Origin of the sequence: Flavobacterium galactosi, assembly GCF_048158585.1 — a bacterium.
Taxonomy (GTDB): Bacteria; Bacteroidota; Bacteroidia; order Flavobacteriales; family Flavobacteriaceae; genus Flavobacterium; species Flavobacterium galactosi.
Window position 1 is genome coordinate 125,457 of sequence record NZ_JBLNKV010000001.1, and the last position, 17,347, is coordinate 142,803.

Below are 17,347 nucleotides of genomic sequence, written 5' to 3' on the forward strand. Positions count from 1 at the left end.
AAATAATTATTTAGTAACCTGTATTTTGAGTCAAATTTGGATTTGCAATTATTGAAGCCGTTGGCAATGGGAAAACATTCAAATTCGAACTAAATGAAGTTCCGTTTGGTATATTCCCTTTCCAAGCCCAGTTATAATTACCGCCACCATATTTATTAAAACGAATCAAGTCTTGTCTTCTATGTCCTTCCCAATGTAATTCTCTTGCTCTTTCCTCTATAATAAAGTCCAGATTAACTTGCATTTGAGTTACGTTAGCAGAAGCTGAACCACTATTCGCTCTTTGTCTTAAAGCATTAATATAAGTCAATGATTGCGCGTTTGCAGTTGTTGCATTGTTCGTATTTGTAGCACCATCTTTTCTCATTTGCGCTTCAGCATACATTAAATAGGCATCTGCTAATCTGAATAATGGGAAGTCTGTGTCTACAAATGCTGAATTCACACCCGCAACTCCAGCAACAGTTTTGTTAGAAAATTTATGTAGAATATAACCTTGCCCAGCATTTGTTAATGTTGCAATGTCAATTGGTCTTGAACCTGAATTTGAAGTATATGTTTTTCTTACATCCGTTACAAATTCTGCGCCATCAAACTTTTGAACAAATTGTTTTCTAAGTCGTAATGCGCCTCCCCAACCACCAACACCAAATTCTGCTCCGTTTCCTTCAACAGAACCAACCTGACCGTTTATCATAACCGTTGTAGCACCATAATTTTGAGTCTTAACTCCATCCGATTGTAATGTGAAAATCATTTCAGAAGAAGTCTGATTATCCGCTTTGAAATTATCTAAATAATTGGTTTTTAAAATATATCCACCACCAATAACATCGCTGCATTTAGCCATACATACTGCATATTTTGGAGTCCCAATATACACCTGAGCATTTAAATACATTTTTGCCAAAATCATTTGAGCCATCGCTTTGTCTAGTCTACCATATTCATTGGTTCTTGCGGCTTTCAAATTAGGAATTACAGCATTCAATTCTGTTTCAATGAAAGTAAACAACTGTTGTCTATCATATTGGGGGCCTTTAAAATTTAAAGGATCATTTTCAGTAATAAAAGGTGCTTTCCCAAATAAATCCATCATATTATAGTAAGCAAAAGCTCTTAATACTCTTACTTCATTTCTATAAATATTGATTTCAGCAACATCTGTAGTACTAATACCTCTTGAACTTAATAATTCTGGAGTAGATTGTCTTAAAAAATCATTAGCAAGAGCCACTTCTGCCATTGTTCTACTAAACATCCCTAACAAAATAGGATTGGCAGATGTCCAAGTATTTCTTTGTAATTCAGCTGTACCTTCATCATTCTCATAAGTCCAAACTACTTCGTCCGTAGTTAAGTCTTGTAAATACCACATACATCTTCCAAACTGGCTAGTTCCTGCATCAATTCCTTGCAAAAAGGAAGAACCCGCATCACCTGTACCAGTCAAGCTAAGATTACCATAAACGCCTCCCAGTGCTTGTTTGTATCCTAATGGTGTAGAAAACAATTGTTCCGGGGATAGTATTTTACTGTCTTCTGCTACTACATCTAAATCACCTGTGCACGATTGTAATGTGGCAAAAGCAAATAGTAAGTAAATAAAATTTATTTTTTTCATAATCTAATTATTAAAATTTAACATTTACTCCACCTAAAATCGAGCGCTGTCTTGGGTAAATGGTATTATCAACACCATTATTAGCAATTTCCGGATCTAAACCAGAATAATCTGAGATAACAAAAACATTTTGCATACCTGCAAACAAACGCAGTGAAGCTTTACCTTCTAACCATTTCGGGAAGGTATATCCTACGGTAATGTTATCCATTCTTAAAAACGAAGCATTTTCTACAAACATATCAGATAAAACTACTGTTGATGTTGTATTAAAATTGGTATCTAAAACTGATGTTGGAACATTCCCAATCGTACCACCAGTGGTTAATTGATCGTATTGAGCTCTACTTGCATTCACTGCATTAAAAACTCTGTTACCAACACTTGCTCTCAAATTGAAAGAAAAATCAAGATTTTTATAATTCATGGTTGATGCCAATCCAAAAGTTGCTTTAGGATCAGGATTTCTATAAATATATTTATCATTTGAGTTGATAATACCATCACTGTTCAAGTCCTCATAAGCACCTTCAATTGGTTTTCCGGCCGTATCAAAAATTTGCTTGTATAATAGGAAAGAACTAGGTGCATAACCAACCTGATGTACCTGTCCTTGAGTACCTGTTCCAGCTAAATTATCTCCAGTTCTAATAAAATCAGAACTTAAGCTTGTTATTTTTCTTTCAAAAGCAGTTAAATTAAAGTTTAGGTTCCAATTAAAATCTTGGTTTTTTACAACATCGGTACTTAAAGAGAATTCAACACCTTTAGTTGTAAAACTTCCAATATTCTGCCAAGATCTATTTGAAAAATTACTACCGTCTGCTGTGGCAACATCGGCTAACAAATCTTTTGAATCTTTGTAAAATACTTCAATACTCCCCGAAACCCTGTTGTCATAAAGTCCGAAATCTAAACCTGCATTATAAGTTGTCGTTTCTTCCCATTTTAAATTTGCGCTTTGTCTTGCAGAAACAGCAATTGGCAAAGCAACAGTACCAAAATAATATTGAGAGCTACCGCTTCCTAAATTATATTGTTGCAAATAATCATTGTTATTTCCAATTTCTTGTTGTCCGGTAATACCCCAACCTAATCTTAATTTTAAATCGGAAATTGCTGTATTGTCATTAAAAAAATCTTCTTTTATTTTCCAAGCAAATGCAGCTGCAGGGAAATTCGCCCATCTGTTATCTTTGTCAAATCGGGATGAGCCATCTCTTCTAAATGACAACGTCAGTAAATATTTGTCATTAAAATTTAAATTGGTTCTTCCAAAAAAGCCAATATTCACTCTGTCATAATCTACATTTGTTTTTGGAAAACCAGTTAAACCTGTTGGTAAATTTGGGTCTAAAACATTTCCTGATTGATAGTTATCAGAATCCCATTTTTGGTAAGAATAACCCGCAGTTGCATCGAAAATTAATTTATCAAATGTTTTATTATAAGCTAAATAAGCATCTAATAATTTATTTTTTCTCATACTTTTTGAAAACTCATCAGTCCCATAAGGAATGTCGTTATTTGAACCCGAAGTGGCTGTTTTATCTGAAGCTATTTTGCTTCTCTCTCCATTTGCCTGATCAAAACCTGCATTTACAACTGCGCGTAAAGCTGGGAAGAAATGAAATTTATAATCTGCTTCAAAGTTTCCAAAAAAGCGATTGTTTTTTCCAGTATCAAATGTTTGCATTAATTGAGCCACCGGATTTCTTGGCGTCTGTGGAGTCAATTTTCCATTGCTATGATTGTAGTATTCAAAAAAACCTCCATATATCGAAGTTGCATCGTAAACAGATTGCGTTGGGTCAAAACGAAGCGCATTCCCTTCTACACCTTCTGCAAATCTATTGTTCTCATTGGAGTAATTTGCATTCAATTTTAATTTCAAATGATCCTTTAAATAAGAGGGATTTAAAGCTAATCCAACAGTATTTCTATTAAATGTATTGGTCAATCGCAAACCTTCTTGGTACGTATTCCCTACTGTAAGACGAGATGGGATACTATTAAACAAATTGCCTCTAATAGATATGTTATTATCAACAAAATCTGTTTTTCTGTAGATTTCATTTTGCCAATTGGTATTTGCCGTACCCAATTTTGAAACATCTCCAGGTCTTTTTTCTGCGATTATTTTTCTAAAAGCATCCGCATCAAATACATCAACTGTTTTTCCTATTTTACCACTTCCGTACTGAAAATTATAATCTACAGAAAGTTTTTTTCCTCCCTTTTTGGTAGTAATAATAATTACACCATTTGAGGCACGAGATCCATAAATAGCTGTTGCCGAAGCATCTTTTAAAACTGTCATCGACTCAATAGTGCTTGGGTTTAATGAAGCTAGAATTGACGTTGAACCTGTACCTGTCGTGTTTTCAATAGGCAAACCATCAATTACAATTAATGGGTCATTGCTTGCAAATAAAGAAGAACCACCACGAATTCTAATTTGAGAACCAGAACCTGGAGCACCACTTGTATTTACAGTCACACCTGCAACCCTTCCGTTAAGCAAGTTTTCGGCTGTTACATTTGCACCTTTATTAAAATCTTTTGTGGTCAAAACTGTTACCGCACCTGTTGCGTCTTTTTTCTTAACAGTTCCATAACCTACTTGAACCACGACTTCTTTCAGTTGATTTGCATCTTCTTCCAAAGAAATGTTTAATGATTTTTGAGAATCAAAATTTACAACAGTATTTTTGTAACCAATAAAAGAAAACACGACTTTATCGCCTTTCTTAACATTTGATAACTGATATTTACCATCAAAATCTGTTGAAACACCATTTGCGGCGCCTAGAACATTTACATTTACTCCCGGAATTGGTTGTCCTGATGCTTTGTCAAGAACAACACCATTAAGAGTATTCTGAGCAAGAATACTAAAAGGCAGTAACAGTAATAAAAATAACAACTTTTTATAAATTGCTTTCATACTTTTTGTTTAAATTAATTTGAGTTTTGGTTGTTTTTAAGTTTTAATTTTACTTCGAATTTCAAAATTAAGTAAATATTAACATGTCCGACAGAAGCACTTTTCAATTGACTTACGAAAACGTGATAGTGTTGAAAACTTTGTATTTTATCTTGACATTTACTGAGAAAATTACAATAAATAAAAAAAAATCTTACCTTTATTACGAATTGAATATTATAACATTATTATCATGAAAAGAAAAGTCACCCTTAAACAAATTGCAAAAGAGCTTGACGTATCCATTTCAACCGTTTCAAAATCGCTTAGAAACAGTCCCGAAATAGGGGAAGAAACCAGACTTAAAGTTCAGGCATTTGCCAAATTCTACCACTACAAACCCAACAATATTGCGCTCAGTTTAAAAAACAGAAAAACAAAAACTATCGGGATTATTATTCCGGAAATAGTGCATCATTTTTTTTCAACCGTTATCAACGGAATAGAACAGGTTGCAAATGAAAACGGATACAGCGTCATCATCTGTTTATCTGACGATTCCTTTGACAAAGAAGTACTTAATATGGAAATGCTTGCCAACGGAAGCATCGATGGATTCATTATGTCGCTTTCAAAAGAAACGCAGTTCAAAGGTGATTTTCATCATATTACCGAAGTTATCGATCAAGGAATGCCTGTCGTAATGTTTGACAGGGTTACCAATGAAATTCTTTGTGATAAAGTAATCATAGACGACAAACTTGCCGCTTACGAAGCCGTGCAAAGTCTAATTGATAAAGGAAGAAAAAAAATCGCGCTGGTTACAACTGTTGATTATGTAAGTGTGGGCAAACTTCGGACTGATGGCTACATAAAAGCCCTATTGGACAATGACATACCATTTGATGAGAACCTCATCATAAAAATTGAAAATGTGGATACATGCGAAATCACTATTGGAAAACTACTCGAAGACAAAGCTATTGATGCCGTATTTGCAGTCAATGAACTTTTTGCAGTGACCATAATTAAAACTGCGAATAAAATAGGATTAAATGTCCCTACAGATTTAGCTGTAATTGCATTTACGGACGGAATCATTTCTAAATACTCTACCCCAACCATCACAACGGTAAGTCAAAGTGGAATAAAAATGGGAAATCGGGCTGCAAAAATGCTCATAGAAAGATTAGAGGCAGAACAAGATGATGATGATGAAGAAAATTATAAAACAGAAGTAATTGAAACCCATTTAATCGAAAGAGAATCTACCAATTAATAAATAGTATTATCTAATTTATTCATTACTACAACCTTGTAGTTGCTAATCTTTTACTTTATTTGTTTCTAAAAAGTAAAAGATTAGAATAAATTTTTATATTTACCCCTCAAAACTTTTACTTTTACTTCGAAAACAAGATAAGTTTTGATAAGCAAAGCGCTTATCGTATAATAATTAAATTACGATAATGGAAAAGCGTAAATTAAGTTTCTGGCAAATTTGGAACATGAGTTTCGGTTTCTTAGGAATACAATTTGGTTTTGCACTGCAAAACGCAAACACTTCAAGAATTTTTGAAACATTAGGTGCCAAAGTTGATGAAATCCCTATTTTATGGATTGCTGCTCCTGTTACTGGTTTGATTATCCAACCGATAATTGGTTATTTTAGTGATAGAACCTGGACAAAATTAGGCCGACGCAGACCGTATTTTCTGGTGGGTGCTATTTTATCATCTGTGGCTTTATTTATAATGCCCAATTCACCATCATTATGGATCGCCGCAGGGACATTATGGATGATGGACGCCTCTATCAATATTTCGATGGAACCGTTCCGTGCCTTTGTAGGTGATAATCTACCCGAAAATCAACGTACTTTAGGTTTTGCAATGCAGAGTTTTTTCATTGGACTGGGCGCCGTTGTAGGTTCGTTACTTCCTTATATTTTTACGAATGTTTTTGGCGTAAGCAATACTGCAGCAGAAGGAATCATTCCTGATTCTGTAAAATGGTCCTTCTATATAGGAGGAATTGTTTTTCTATTGGCCGTACTCTGGACTATTTTTAAATCCACTGAATACACTCCTGAAGAATTAGAAGCTTTTGAACAAAAAGAGAATAATTCTAAAGCGGAAGCCCCAATTGAAACGGAGCTTGAAGCTAAAGCAAATATCAAAAGACAATTCAATTTAGGACTTTTAATGACTTTGTTAGGAAGCATTATTTCTTTTATAATTTACGAAAATGGGCTGACTAAAGAACTCTATATTTTATTTGTTGGCTTAATTGTGATCGGAATTTTATTCATGATTACTTCCAGACTTAGAACAGTTCAAATAAAAAATGGGTTCACGATCATCATGACCGATTTATTGAACATGCCCGGCACAATGAAAAAATTGGCTTGGGTTCAATTCTTTTCTTGGTTTTCACTTTTCTCCATGTGGATTTACACTACGCAAGCCGTTACACAACATATTTTTGGAACAACTGATACGACTTCAAAAATATACAATGACGCTGCTGACTGGGTTTCAGTACTTTTTACTGTTTATAACGGAGTAGCTGCCGCAGTTGCTTTTTTATTGCCTGTAATTGCAAAAAAAGTAGGCGTTCGATATACGCATTTACTGGCATTGTGCTCAGGAGGCGTAGGCTTGCTTTCTATTTATTTTATTGGAGATAAATATTTACTATTAGTTCCAATGATAGGAGTTGGTATCGCATGGGCAAGTATTTTATCAATGCCTTACGCCATGTTATCAGGCGCTTTACCCGCTGCAAAAATGGGATATTACATGGGAGTTTTCAACTTTTTTGTAGTTATTCCTCAAATTGTCGCTGCAACAATCCTTGGTTTTGTAGTGAAACAATTTTTTCAAAACGAACCTATTTACGCATTATTAATTGGCGGTGTATCGATGATATTTGCCGGTTTACTTACACTTAGAGTAAACAACAGAACAAAAATTGAAATTCATGAATAATAAAAAAGCATTTATATTTGACCTCGACGGAGTGATTGTAGACACAGCAAAATATCATTATTTAGCGTGGCAAAAAATCGCAAATGAATTAAATATTGATTTCACACTGGAACATAACGAATTATTAAAAGGAGTCAGCCGCGTGCGTTCTTTGGATATTATATTAGAATTAGGAAAAGTGGAAGCTTCACAAGAAGACAAAGACAAATGGTTAGTTCAAAAAAATGAGGATTATTTATCCTATTTAGTTGACATGAACGAAAGCGAAATTCTTCCGGGAGTATTTCCAGTTTTGCAATTTCTAAAAGAAAATGGCCAACCAATCGCTTTGGGTTCTGCCAGTAAAAATGCCAGACCAATTCTAGAAAAAACAGGAATACTATCCTATTTTGATGCTATTGTAGATGGAAATGATGTGACCAATGCAAAACCAGATCCGGAAGTCTTCTTGATTGCTGCCAAATTATTAAATGTTAATCCAGAACACGCTATTGTTTTTGAAGATTCGGTTGCGGGAGTTCAAGCAGCTAATATCGGAAAAATGATGAGTATAGGAATCGGTTCAGCGACAGTGCTGCACGAAGCAAAATACATCTTTAAAGATTTTACGGAAATAGACACCAACTTCATAGAAGATTTAATTAAAAAATAAAAAAGATAGAATAAAAAGAAACGAGAGGCTAGACAAATTGAGCTAAAAACCAAACACTCTAAACGTCTCAACCTTACACTTTTTAAACTTTAAACAAAGGAAAAAATGAACCAAGATTATATAAAACCAGACAATTGGTCTATCATAGAAGAAGGATTTGATGTAGAGAGCGTAAAATCATCTGAAAGTCTGTTCAGTATTGGTAACGGAGCGATGGGGCAACGTGCTAATTTTGAAGAAACCTATACTGGAGAAACATTCCAAGGAAGTTATATTGCAGGAATTTATTATCCGGATAAAACCAAAGTGGGCTGGTGGAAAAACGGGTATCCGGAATATTTTGCCAAAGTTTTAAACGCTCCAAACTGGATTGGAATTGATATCGAAATCAACGGAGAAAAACTGGACTTGAATACCTGTTCAGAAGTCAAGAACTTTCGCCGTGAATTGAATATGAAAGAAGGTTGGTACAACCGTTCGTTTGAAGCGACTTTAAAAAACGGAACGGAGATTTCGGTAACTATTCGTCGTTTCCTTTCTATCGTTTTGGATGAGGTTGGCGTTATTAACTATGAAATCACACCTTTAAACAAGGATTCAAAAATAATTTACAAACCGTATATTGACGCTGGCGTAACCAATGAAGATGCCAACTGGGAAGAAAAATTCTGGGAACCGCTTGACGTAAAAAAATCTGGAAATGAAGCTTTTGTAACGGCTCAAACGTTCAAAACGCATTTCAAAGTAACTACTTTCATGCAGAACAGTATTTTATCCAATGGGGAAAGAACAGCTATTTCTCCTTCTAATATTGATGCCACTTCCGATAAAATTCAATTTAGCTATGATGTTATTGTGGCTCAAGGCCAAAAATCATCTATCCAGAAAATTGGGGGATATACCGTTTCATTGAATCATGAAAACACCATTGCCGCTGCCGAAAAAGTAATCCAATCTGCATTGGCAAAAGGATACAATCAAATGTTGCAAGACCAAATTGATGCTTGGGCAAAAATTTGGGAGATGTCAGATATTACAATTGATGGAGATGTAAAAGCACAGCAAGGAATTCGTTTCAATATTTTTCAGTTAAACCAAACCTATTTAGGAAAAGACAGCCGATTGAATATTGGACCAAAAGGGTTTACCGGCGAGAAATACGGTGGTTCTACCTATTGGGATACCGAAGCGTATTGCATTCCTTTTTACATGGCGACCAAAGATCAGGAAGTGGCTCGAAATTTATTGACCTACCGCTACAATCAATTGGACAAAGCCATTGAAAATGCCACCAAATTAGGATTTACTAACGGTGCTGCTTTGTATCCAATGGTAACGATGAACGGCGAAGAATGTCATAACGAATGGGAAATTACTTTTGAAGAAATTCATAGAAATGGAGCCATCGCATTTGCCATTTATAACTTTTACAGATACACTGGCGATTATAGTTACATTCCTGAAAAAGGGTTGGAAGTATTAATAGGAATCGCTCGTTTTTGGCATCAAAGAGCGAATTTTTCGACTAATCTAAACCAATACGTAATTCTGGGTGTTACAGGTCCAAATGAATACGAGAACAACGTAAACAATAATTTCTACACCAATTATATTGCAAAATGGTGTTTGGAATATACCTACGCACAAATTCAAAAAGTGTCTCTGGAATATCCTTCGGATCACAAAAGAATTACCGAAAAGGTAAAAATCTCGGATTCCGAATTACAATCTTGGAAAAAAGTTTCGGATAATATGTACTTCCCTTTTTCTGAAGAACATAATGTTTATCTACAGCAAGACGGATTCTTAGACAAAGATTTAGTTCGCGTAGCTGATTTGGATAAAAACCAAAGACCCATCAACCAAAAATGGTCGTGGGACAGAATTTTGCGTTCTCCTTATATCAAACAAGCCGATGTTTTACAGTGTTTCTATTTCTTCGAAGATCATTTTTCGAAAGAAGAACTGAAAAATAATTTTGAATTTTACGAATCGTTTACGGTTCATGAAAGTTCACTTTCACCTTGCGTACACTCGATTCAGGCCGCTTTATTGGACAAAATGGATATGGCGTATACGTTCTATTTGAGAACTTCTCGTCTGGATTTAGACGATTACAATAAAGAAGTGGAAGAAGGATGCCATATTACATCTATGGCCGGAACTTGGATGAGTATCGTAGAAGGTTTTGGTGGAATGAGAATTAAAGAAGATACGCTTCATTTTTCTCCAAAAATTCCAAAAGAATGGGAAGGGTATTCGTTTAAAATTAATTTCAGAAATCAAATTTTGAAAGTAGCTATCAATCATAAGGAAACAACATTTTCAATAGATGGCAGCAAAGAATTAACCATAATAGTGAATGGCAAGAACGTAGTTGTTACCGCTGAAAATGTAGTCACTGTATAAAAGACAATTGTTAGAACTTGTAGTTAATCTATCATTTGACCCTAAGCCTTGCTAGGTTTACAAACAATCCCAATAAAAATTGGGATTGTTTAATTGATACCACTATCTAAAGTCTAATTTACTGCTGTTGTAAATTTAACAGCCATAAAAATTTTAAATAACAAATAAAATCGGTTCGTTTCCGTTTGTAAATATGTACTTTTTAAAAAAAATAACCTTATTCCTTTTTTTTATGTCTCTAACTTTAAATGCTCAAATTGATAGAGTTGAACCGCCTTTTTGGTATGCGGGCATGAAAAATTCAGAATTGCAAATTATGTTTTACGGTAAAAACATAGCAGAATATCAAGTCACGGTTTCTAATGCAATAAAAATCACCAACGTTAAGAGAACGGAGAATCCTAACTATATTTTTGTTACCATTGATACTAAAAAAGTATCGGCAACTGATTTGATTTTTACCTTCAAGAACAACAATAAAGAGTCATTCACCCAAAAATATACTTTAAAGAAAAGAAGAGATAATTCAGCGCAACGCAAAAGTTACGATGCTTCGGATATGATGTATTTGTTGATGCCGGACCGTTTTGCAAATGGAAACAGAAATAATGATAGCGAAGATGCCACTACAGAAAAATTCAACCGCGAATTACCCGGAGGAAGACACGGTGGCGACATTGAAGGGATTATAAAAAACCTGGGTTATATTTCTTCATTGGGCGCAACAACGATATGGAGTACGCCACTTTGCGAAGACAATGACGCTGCTTTTTCTTATCATACGTATGGTCAATCTGATGTTTATAAAATAGATCCACGTTACGGGACTAATGAAGATTATGTACGATTATCTTCTGAAATGCATAAGAAGAACATGAAATTAGTGATGGATTACGTGACTAATCATTGGGGAATTGAACATTGGATGATGAAAGATTTACCAACCCGTGAATGGATCAATCAGTTTGATAAATATACCCAAACCAATCATAAAAGAACGGTTATAAACGATACGCATGCGTCTAAAATTGACACGGAAACATGCCTGAACGGTTGGTTTGCACCATCGATGCCTGATTTAAACTTATCGAATCCTTTGGCCTTAAAATACCTGATTCAAAATGCAATTTGGTGGATTGAATATGCCGATTTGGATGGATTCAGAGTGGATACTTTTAATTATTCCGACCCAAAAGGAATTGCAAAATGGACAAAATCGGTTACTGATGAGTACCCAAATTTCAATATTGTAGGTGAAGTTTGGATGCAAAGTCAAGCACAGATATCCTATTGGCAAAAACACAGTCCAATAAGTAAAATACAAGACTACAATTCCAATTTACCAAGTGTAATGGATTTTCCATTATTTGAGGCAACCAGTAAAGTATTCAATGAGGATGACGGTTCTTGGGACAAAGGAATGATCAAATTGTATGATAATTTTACGAATGACTTTCTTTATCCAAATACCAACAATATGTTAGTTTTTGTCGAAAATCACGACACCAATCGTTTCAATCAGACTTATGGAAATGACATCAGAAAATACAAAATGGCAATGGCTTTGATAGCAACAGTTCGTGGAATTCCACAATTGTATTACGGCAGTGAAATTGGCATGACTGGTGACAAAGGCAAGGGCGATGCTGACATTCGTCAAGACTTTCCAGGTGGTTGGGAAGGTGATGAAAACAATGCTTTCATCAAGGAAGGAAGAACTCCGGGACAAAGTGACTATTTTGATTATACATCTAAATTATTTAATTGGAGAAAAACAAAATCGGTAGTTCATTTTGGGAAGATGACACATTACATTCCTGAAAACAATGTGTATGTTTATTTTAGGTATAATACTAATGAAAGTGTTATGGTTCTAATCAACAACAGCAATGAAACCCACACCATAAATACGCATCGTTTTAAAGAAAACATCAAAGATTTTAAAATCGGAAAGGATGTAATTTCTGAATTAACATTTGATATAACAAACGAAATAATAATAGAACCAAAATCGGTTTTGATTTTAGAATTGAAATAATTTAAAGCACGTAAGACATCTCAGAAAAATAAGAATACTACAGCGAATAATTAACGCCACAAACATAAATGAACTTATAATTTATATGTTTCAAAAAAAATCAATCATTTAATTATAAAAAAAAATGAAAAAATATTCAATTCAGTTTTTACTATTAACTATAACAATTTTAAGCAGTTGTTCCAGTACAAAAACTGTTTCGGAGCGCGCTAAAACGCCTTTCGTTTGGGAAGGAGCGAATGTTTATTTTCTAATGACCGATCGTTTTAATAATGGTGATACTTCAAATGATATAAACTTAAACAGGACCAAAACACCAGGAAAACTTCGTGGTTTCGAAGGAGGAGATATCAAAGGAATTTCAAAAAAAATTGACGAAGGTTATTTTGATAAACTGGGAATCAATGCCATTTGGTTTACACCAATAGTGGAACAAATTCACGATGGCGTAGATGAAGGAACGGGATTAAGCTATGGCTTTCATGGGTATTGGGCCAGAGATTGGACAAACTTAGACCCTAATTTTGGCACAAAAGAAGATTTAGCTGCATTAGTAGAGAAAGCGCATGCCCATGGAATCCGAATCATTCTGGACGGTGTTATCAATCATACCGGACCAGTAACGGCTGAGGATACGGTTTGGCCAAATGACTGGGTGAGAACGGGGCCAATTTGCGATTATAAATCCTTTGCAAATACTACCGCTTGTACTTTGGTAGCGAATCTTCCGGATGTAAAAACAGAGAGCAATCAAAATGTCGCTTTGCCGCCTTTTCTAATCGAAAAATGGAAAAAAGAAGGGCGTTACGAACAAGAAATGAAAGAATTAGATGTGTTTTTTAGTCGCACAGGATATCCGAGAGCACCCAAATATTACATCATCAAATGGTTGACCGATTATATTGCCGATTATGGAATTGACGGTTACAGAGGCGATACTGTAAAACATACGGACGAAACCGTCTGGGCCGATTTTAAATCCCAATGTAACTATGCTTTTGAAACTTGGAAGAAAAACAACCCGACAAAAGTATTGGACAATAATTCTTTTTACACCATTGCCGAAGTGTACAATTATGGCATCAGCGGCGGGCAAATTTTTGATTTTGGAGACAAAAAAGTAAACTATTACGAAAATGGATTCAATAACATGATCAATTTCGAATTCAAATGGGATGCCCAAAAAGACTATGAATTTATATTTTCCAAGTATTCTGACAAGTTGAATAATGAACTGAAAGGATATAGTGTTTTAAACTATTTATCTTCTCATGATGATGGCGGACCATTTGATGCAAAACGTACCAAAAGCAAAGAAGCAGGGACAAAATTATTACTGAGTTCAGGACTTTCACAAGTCTATTATGGTGATGAATCTGCGCGTTCATTAGTAGTTGAAGGAACTCAAGGCGACGCAACATTGCGTTCCTTCATGAATTGGGACGATATCCAATCAAATCCTGAAACACAAAAAACATTGCTGCATTGGCAGAAATTAGGTCTATTCAGAAAAAATCATCCTTCTATTGGAGCCGGAATTCATAAGCAAATTTCACCTCAACCCTATACTTTTAGTAGAGCTTTTACCAAAGGAAATTATTCAGATGCTGTAGTTATTGGTCTGGATTTACCGATTGGTAAAAAAGAACTTGCCGTTGGTTCCGTTTTTAAAGATGGAGCTAAAGTAAGAGATGCTTATTCTGGAAAAACAGGAATTGTTTCTGACGGAAAAGTTTCATTTGATACTAATTTTTCATTATTATTAATTGAAAATCAGTAATCTCTAGATTTTATTTTCATAAAAAAAGAGGTTGTCTAAATTTAGACAACCTCTTTTTTTATGAAAATAGACCTTATTTTTTGGTGAAATCTCCAGCATAAATTAATACTAACTTTTTCATATCGAAATATTTTTTCAAAGCTGCATTTACTTTATCTACATCCAACGCTTTTACTTTATTTTCATAGTCCGAATAATCCGTAAACGTTTTATTTTGATCTAAATATTCTCTTAATTGCCTAACTAAAAACTCATCGGTTCCAAGCATTGTTTGTCGTTGTTGCAACCAAGATTTTAATGAAGCATCAAACTCTACTTTTGTAAAACCCTTATCCAATGCTTTCTGAATTTCGTCTTTCAAAGCATTGTCTAATTTATCTTTAAACAATGGATTGAAGAAAGCGTAAACGCCCCAGCTGCCCGTCTTGTCAATACCACTTCCTGAAACAAAAGAACCCGCACCATAACTCATCCCCTCTGCTTCACGCAACCTTTGCGGTATTCTGGAAGAAAGGAAACCACCACCAAGCAATTCATTGGCCATATCAACTGCTGGATAATCCGGTTCGTTCATACCAATATTCAAATTGATCTTCCCAATAACAGCGGCATTGGTTTTGTCATTGACCTGAATTGTTTTATACACCGATTTTACATCAAAATATTGCGTTGCAATTCTTGAATAAAGCTCTTTTGAGTTCCAGTTATCCAACGTTTTAGGCATAAATTCCTTGATACTTTTTTTATCGATTCCACCTACAAAGGAGATGACACTGTTATTTCCGTTATAAAAATCTTCGTAATATTTTTTCACGTCATTCAGTGTAATTTTATTTAATTCAGCTAATTCTTCATCAACTGTCTTTGCATAAAAGGGATGCGATTTTGGATACAATGCAGTTTCTTTCTCAACAGCTTCACTGGCTAGCGATTGTGGTTCATTCTTGGAGGATTCCAACTCACTTTTAGTTTCTAATTTCATTTTTTCAAATTCAGAAGCATCAAATAATGGATTCCTTAAAATATCATCAACGAGAACTAAAGCCTTATTTAAATTCTCTTTGTCCGTACTCATTCTCAAATACATTCTATCTACAGTTGCTTGTACACTCAAATTGATTTTATATTGATCTAATTGGTCATTAATGACTGTTTTACTCCTTGTCTTAGTACCTAATTTAAGCATTTTGGCAGTTAAGTTCGCTATTAGATCTTTTCCTTCAAGTGCTTTCTCATTTCCCATTCGAAGTAAAATTCGAGCTTCAATTTTATTTCCTTTTGAAGGTTTTTCAAGCAATGCGTATTTTCCCCCTGAAGCTAATTTCCCTATTTCTGTTGTTTTCAAAATATTGGCAACAGAAGTTTCAAAAGTCGCGTTATTCACCTCTAAAGTTTTTCCTTTATATCCGTTTGTCAGGGCTGAAATATCCGGAGTATCACTTACTTTTACACGTTCTGTATTGTTTTCAGGAATGAATCTTCCCCAAGTTCTGTTGCTTTGCAAATAGTATTTTTTGGCAACACTTTGAATGTCTGCAAGTGTCAATTTTTCAACATTATCTCTATCAATAAAAAATAAACGCCAATCTCCAGCACCAATATGCTCTGTCAATGCAATACTTAAATTGATTGTTTTATTGTACGTGTTTTCAAATTGTTTCAACAATTCATTTTTGGCTCTTTTTAAATCCTCTTCCGTAAATATCATTTTTGGAACGGCATTCATAGTTTGAAGAAAAACATTTTGAGCCATTGTCAAATCCTTGTCTTTCGGGATTTCACATTGAAAATAACTAAAACCGGGATCTCTTAACGTTCGGGTATAACCATACACACTAGTTGCAAGTTTCGTTTCGATCAAAGCTTTATACAAAACACCCGAAGGATTATTGGAAAGAATAGCAATCAAAGCATTATTTGCCGCATATTCTTTGTCCGAAAAACTGGGTGTATGATACGCCATTGCTACATACTGAATGTCGCCGTTTCTTTTTAACTCCACAAAACGTTCCCCATCTTGGGCTGGTTCAACAGTATAAGTTGGTTCTATAATTTGTTTTGATTTGGGGATGATCGCAAAATATTTTGAAATCAAATCTAATGTTTTCTTTTCATCAAATTTCCCCCCAACGATTAGCGTTGCATTATTGGGTTGATAGTATTTTTTGTAGAAATTTTTAAGAGAAGCTGCCTTAACTCTTTCGATATCTTCTTTGCTCCCTATAGTAGAATTCCCGTAATTATGCCATAAAAAAGCCGAGGAAACAATCCTTTCCTCCAGAACACCCGATGGAGAATTCTCCCCTATTTCAAACTCATTTCTAACTACCGAAAATTCAGTATCTAAATCCGATTGCAAGATAGAAGATGTTACCATTCTATCGGCTTCCATTTCTAAGGCCCAATTTAAATTTTCGTCTGTAGCAGGAAGAATTTCATAATAATTTGTTCTATCACTCCACGTAGTCCCATTTGCTATTGCTCCCTTATCGGCAATCGCTTTTTTAATTTCACTAAATTTTGACGAACGCTTAAACAACATATGTTCCAGCAAATGCGCCATTCCGGTTTCACCATATCCTTCGTGTCTTGAACCTACATTATATACAATATTCACCACTACATTAGATTGTGCGGCATCAGGAATTAATAAAATTTTAAGACCATTAGGCAAACTAAATTCTTTAATCCCTTCAACTGAGGCAACTAATTTTGGGATCTGTGCAAAACTTGTCCCTATAAATAATCCTGCAAAAAGAATTGATAAAATACTATTTTTCATAATTAACTCTATTTAAGTTGGTTTAAAAAGATTGCTTTTTAAATATTAATGTAAATATCATATTTTTCTTTCATTGAACAATCGCTTTTTTTATAAAAAAAATAAACGTTTTAAAGCTTTAACTTAAAAAATTGTTCTTTTTTTGT

Annotated in this window: 9 protein-coding genes; 6 read left to right on the forward strand and 3 right to left on the reverse strand. The window is 34.5% G+C overall.

Annotated features, from left to right (window positions below):
* Positions 1–10 precede the first annotated feature (10 nt).
* Both ACM55M_RS00530 and ACM55M_RS00535 read right to left on the reverse strand, forming a co-directional pair.
* Complete coding sequence (locus tag ACM55M_RS00530; RefSeq protein ID WP_416855508.1) at positions 11–1,624, reverse strand: RagB/SusD family nutrient uptake outer membrane protein; 1,614 nt, start codon at positions 1,622–1,624, stop codon at positions 11–13.
* A gap of 10 nt (positions 1,625–1,634) precedes the next feature.
* Positions 1,635–4,571 (reverse strand): SusC/RagA family TonB-linked outer membrane protein, encoded by a 2,937-nt coding sequence (locus tag ACM55M_RS00535; RefSeq protein WP_416855509.1) that lies wholly within the window; start codon positions 4,569–4,571, stop codon positions 1,635–1,637.
* Between the two features lie 232 nt (positions 4,572–4,803).
* On the opposite strand from ACM55M_RS00535, the gene ACM55M_RS00540 reads away from it, so the two are divergent.
* The 6 genes from ACM55M_RS00540 to ACM55M_RS00565 all read left to right on the forward strand — a co-directional run bounded on the left by ACM55M_RS00540 (position 4,804) and on the right by ACM55M_RS00565 (position 14,419).
* Positions 4,804–5,829 (forward strand): LacI family DNA-binding transcriptional regulator, encoded by a 1,026-nt coding sequence (locus ACM55M_RS00540; RefSeq protein WP_416855510.1) that lies wholly within the window; start codon positions 4,804–4,806, stop codon positions 5,827–5,829.
* A gap of 190 nt (positions 5,830–6,019) precedes the next feature.
* The gene (locus ACM55M_RS00545; RefSeq protein WP_416855511.1) at positions 6,020–7,540 is read left to right on the forward strand and encodes an MFS transporter; all 1,521 of its coding nucleotides are present in this window, start codon (positions 6,020–6,022) and stop codon (positions 7,538–7,540) included.
* Complete coding sequence (gene pgmB, locus ACM55M_RS00550) at positions 7,533–8,192, forward strand: beta-phosphoglucomutase (protein WP_416855513.1); 660 nt, start codon at positions 7,533–7,535, stop codon at positions 8,190–8,192. The genes ACM55M_RS00545 and pgmB overlap by 8 nt, the downstream gene beginning before the upstream one ends.
* A gap of 105 nt (positions 8,193–8,297) precedes the next feature.
* The gene (locus ACM55M_RS00555; RefSeq protein ID WP_416855514.1) at positions 8,298–10,601 is read left to right on the forward strand and encodes a glycoside hydrolase family 65 protein; all 2,304 of its coding nucleotides are present in this window, start codon (positions 8,298–8,300) and stop codon (positions 10,599–10,601) included.
* A 232-nt stretch (positions 10,602–10,833) separates the two neighbouring features.
* Positions 10,834–12,639, forward strand: a complete 1,806-nt coding sequence (locus ACM55M_RS00560; protein WP_416855516.1) for a glycoside hydrolase family 13 protein — start codon at positions 10,834–10,836, stop codon at positions 12,637–12,639.
* 124 nt (positions 12,640–12,763) lie between these two features.
* Positions 12,764–14,419 (forward strand): alpha-amylase family glycosyl hydrolase, encoded by a 1,656-nt coding sequence (locus ACM55M_RS00565; protein WP_416855517.1) that lies wholly within the window; start codon positions 12,764–12,766, stop codon positions 14,417–14,419.
* Positions 14,420–14,492: 73 nt separating this feature from the next.
* Here the strand turns inward: ACM55M_RS00565 and ACM55M_RS00570 are convergent, their stop codons facing one another.
* Positions 14,493–17,201, reverse strand: a complete 2,709-nt coding sequence (locus tag ACM55M_RS00570; protein WP_416855518.1) for a M16 family metallopeptidase — start codon at positions 17,199–17,201, stop codon at positions 14,493–14,495.
* Between the last annotated feature and the right edge of the window lie 146 nt (positions 17,202–17,347).

Bases quoted from the DNA above. Each gene is read 5' to 3' on its own strand.
- ACM55M_RS00530 (WP_416855508.1), bottom strand. From the start codon at position 1,624: ATGAAAAAAATAAATTTTATTTACTTACTATTTGCTTTTGCCACATTA.
- ACM55M_RS00555 (WP_416855514.1), top strand. From the start codon at position 8,298: ATGAACCAAGATTATATAAAACCAGACAATTGGTCTATCATAGAAGAA.
- ACM55M_RS00540 (WP_416855510.1), top strand. From the start codon at position 4,804: ATGAAAAGAAAAGTCACCCTTAAACAAATTGCAAAAGAGCTTGACGTA.
- ACM55M_RS00560 (WP_416855516.1), top strand. From the start codon at position 10,834: ATGTCTCTAACTTTAAATGCTCAAATTGATAGAGTTGAACCGCCTTTT.
- pgmB (WP_416855513.1), top strand. From the start codon at position 7,533: ATGAATAATAAAAAAGCATTTATATTTGACCTCGACGGAGTGATTGTA.
- ACM55M_RS00565 (WP_416855517.1), top strand. From the start codon at position 12,764: ATGAAAAAATATTCAATTCAGTTTTTACTATTAACTATAACAATTTTA.
- ACM55M_RS00570 (WP_416855518.1), bottom strand. From the start codon at position 17,201: ATGAAAAATAGTATTTTATCAATTCTTTTTGCAGGATTATTTATAGGG.
- ACM55M_RS00545 (WP_416855511.1), top strand. From the start codon at position 6,020: ATGGAAAAGCGTAAATTAAGTTTCTGGCAAATTTGGAACATGAGTTTC.
- ACM55M_RS00535 (WP_416855509.1), bottom strand. From the start codon at position 4,571: ATGAAAGCAATTTATAAAAAGTTGTTATTTTTATTACTGTTACTGCCT.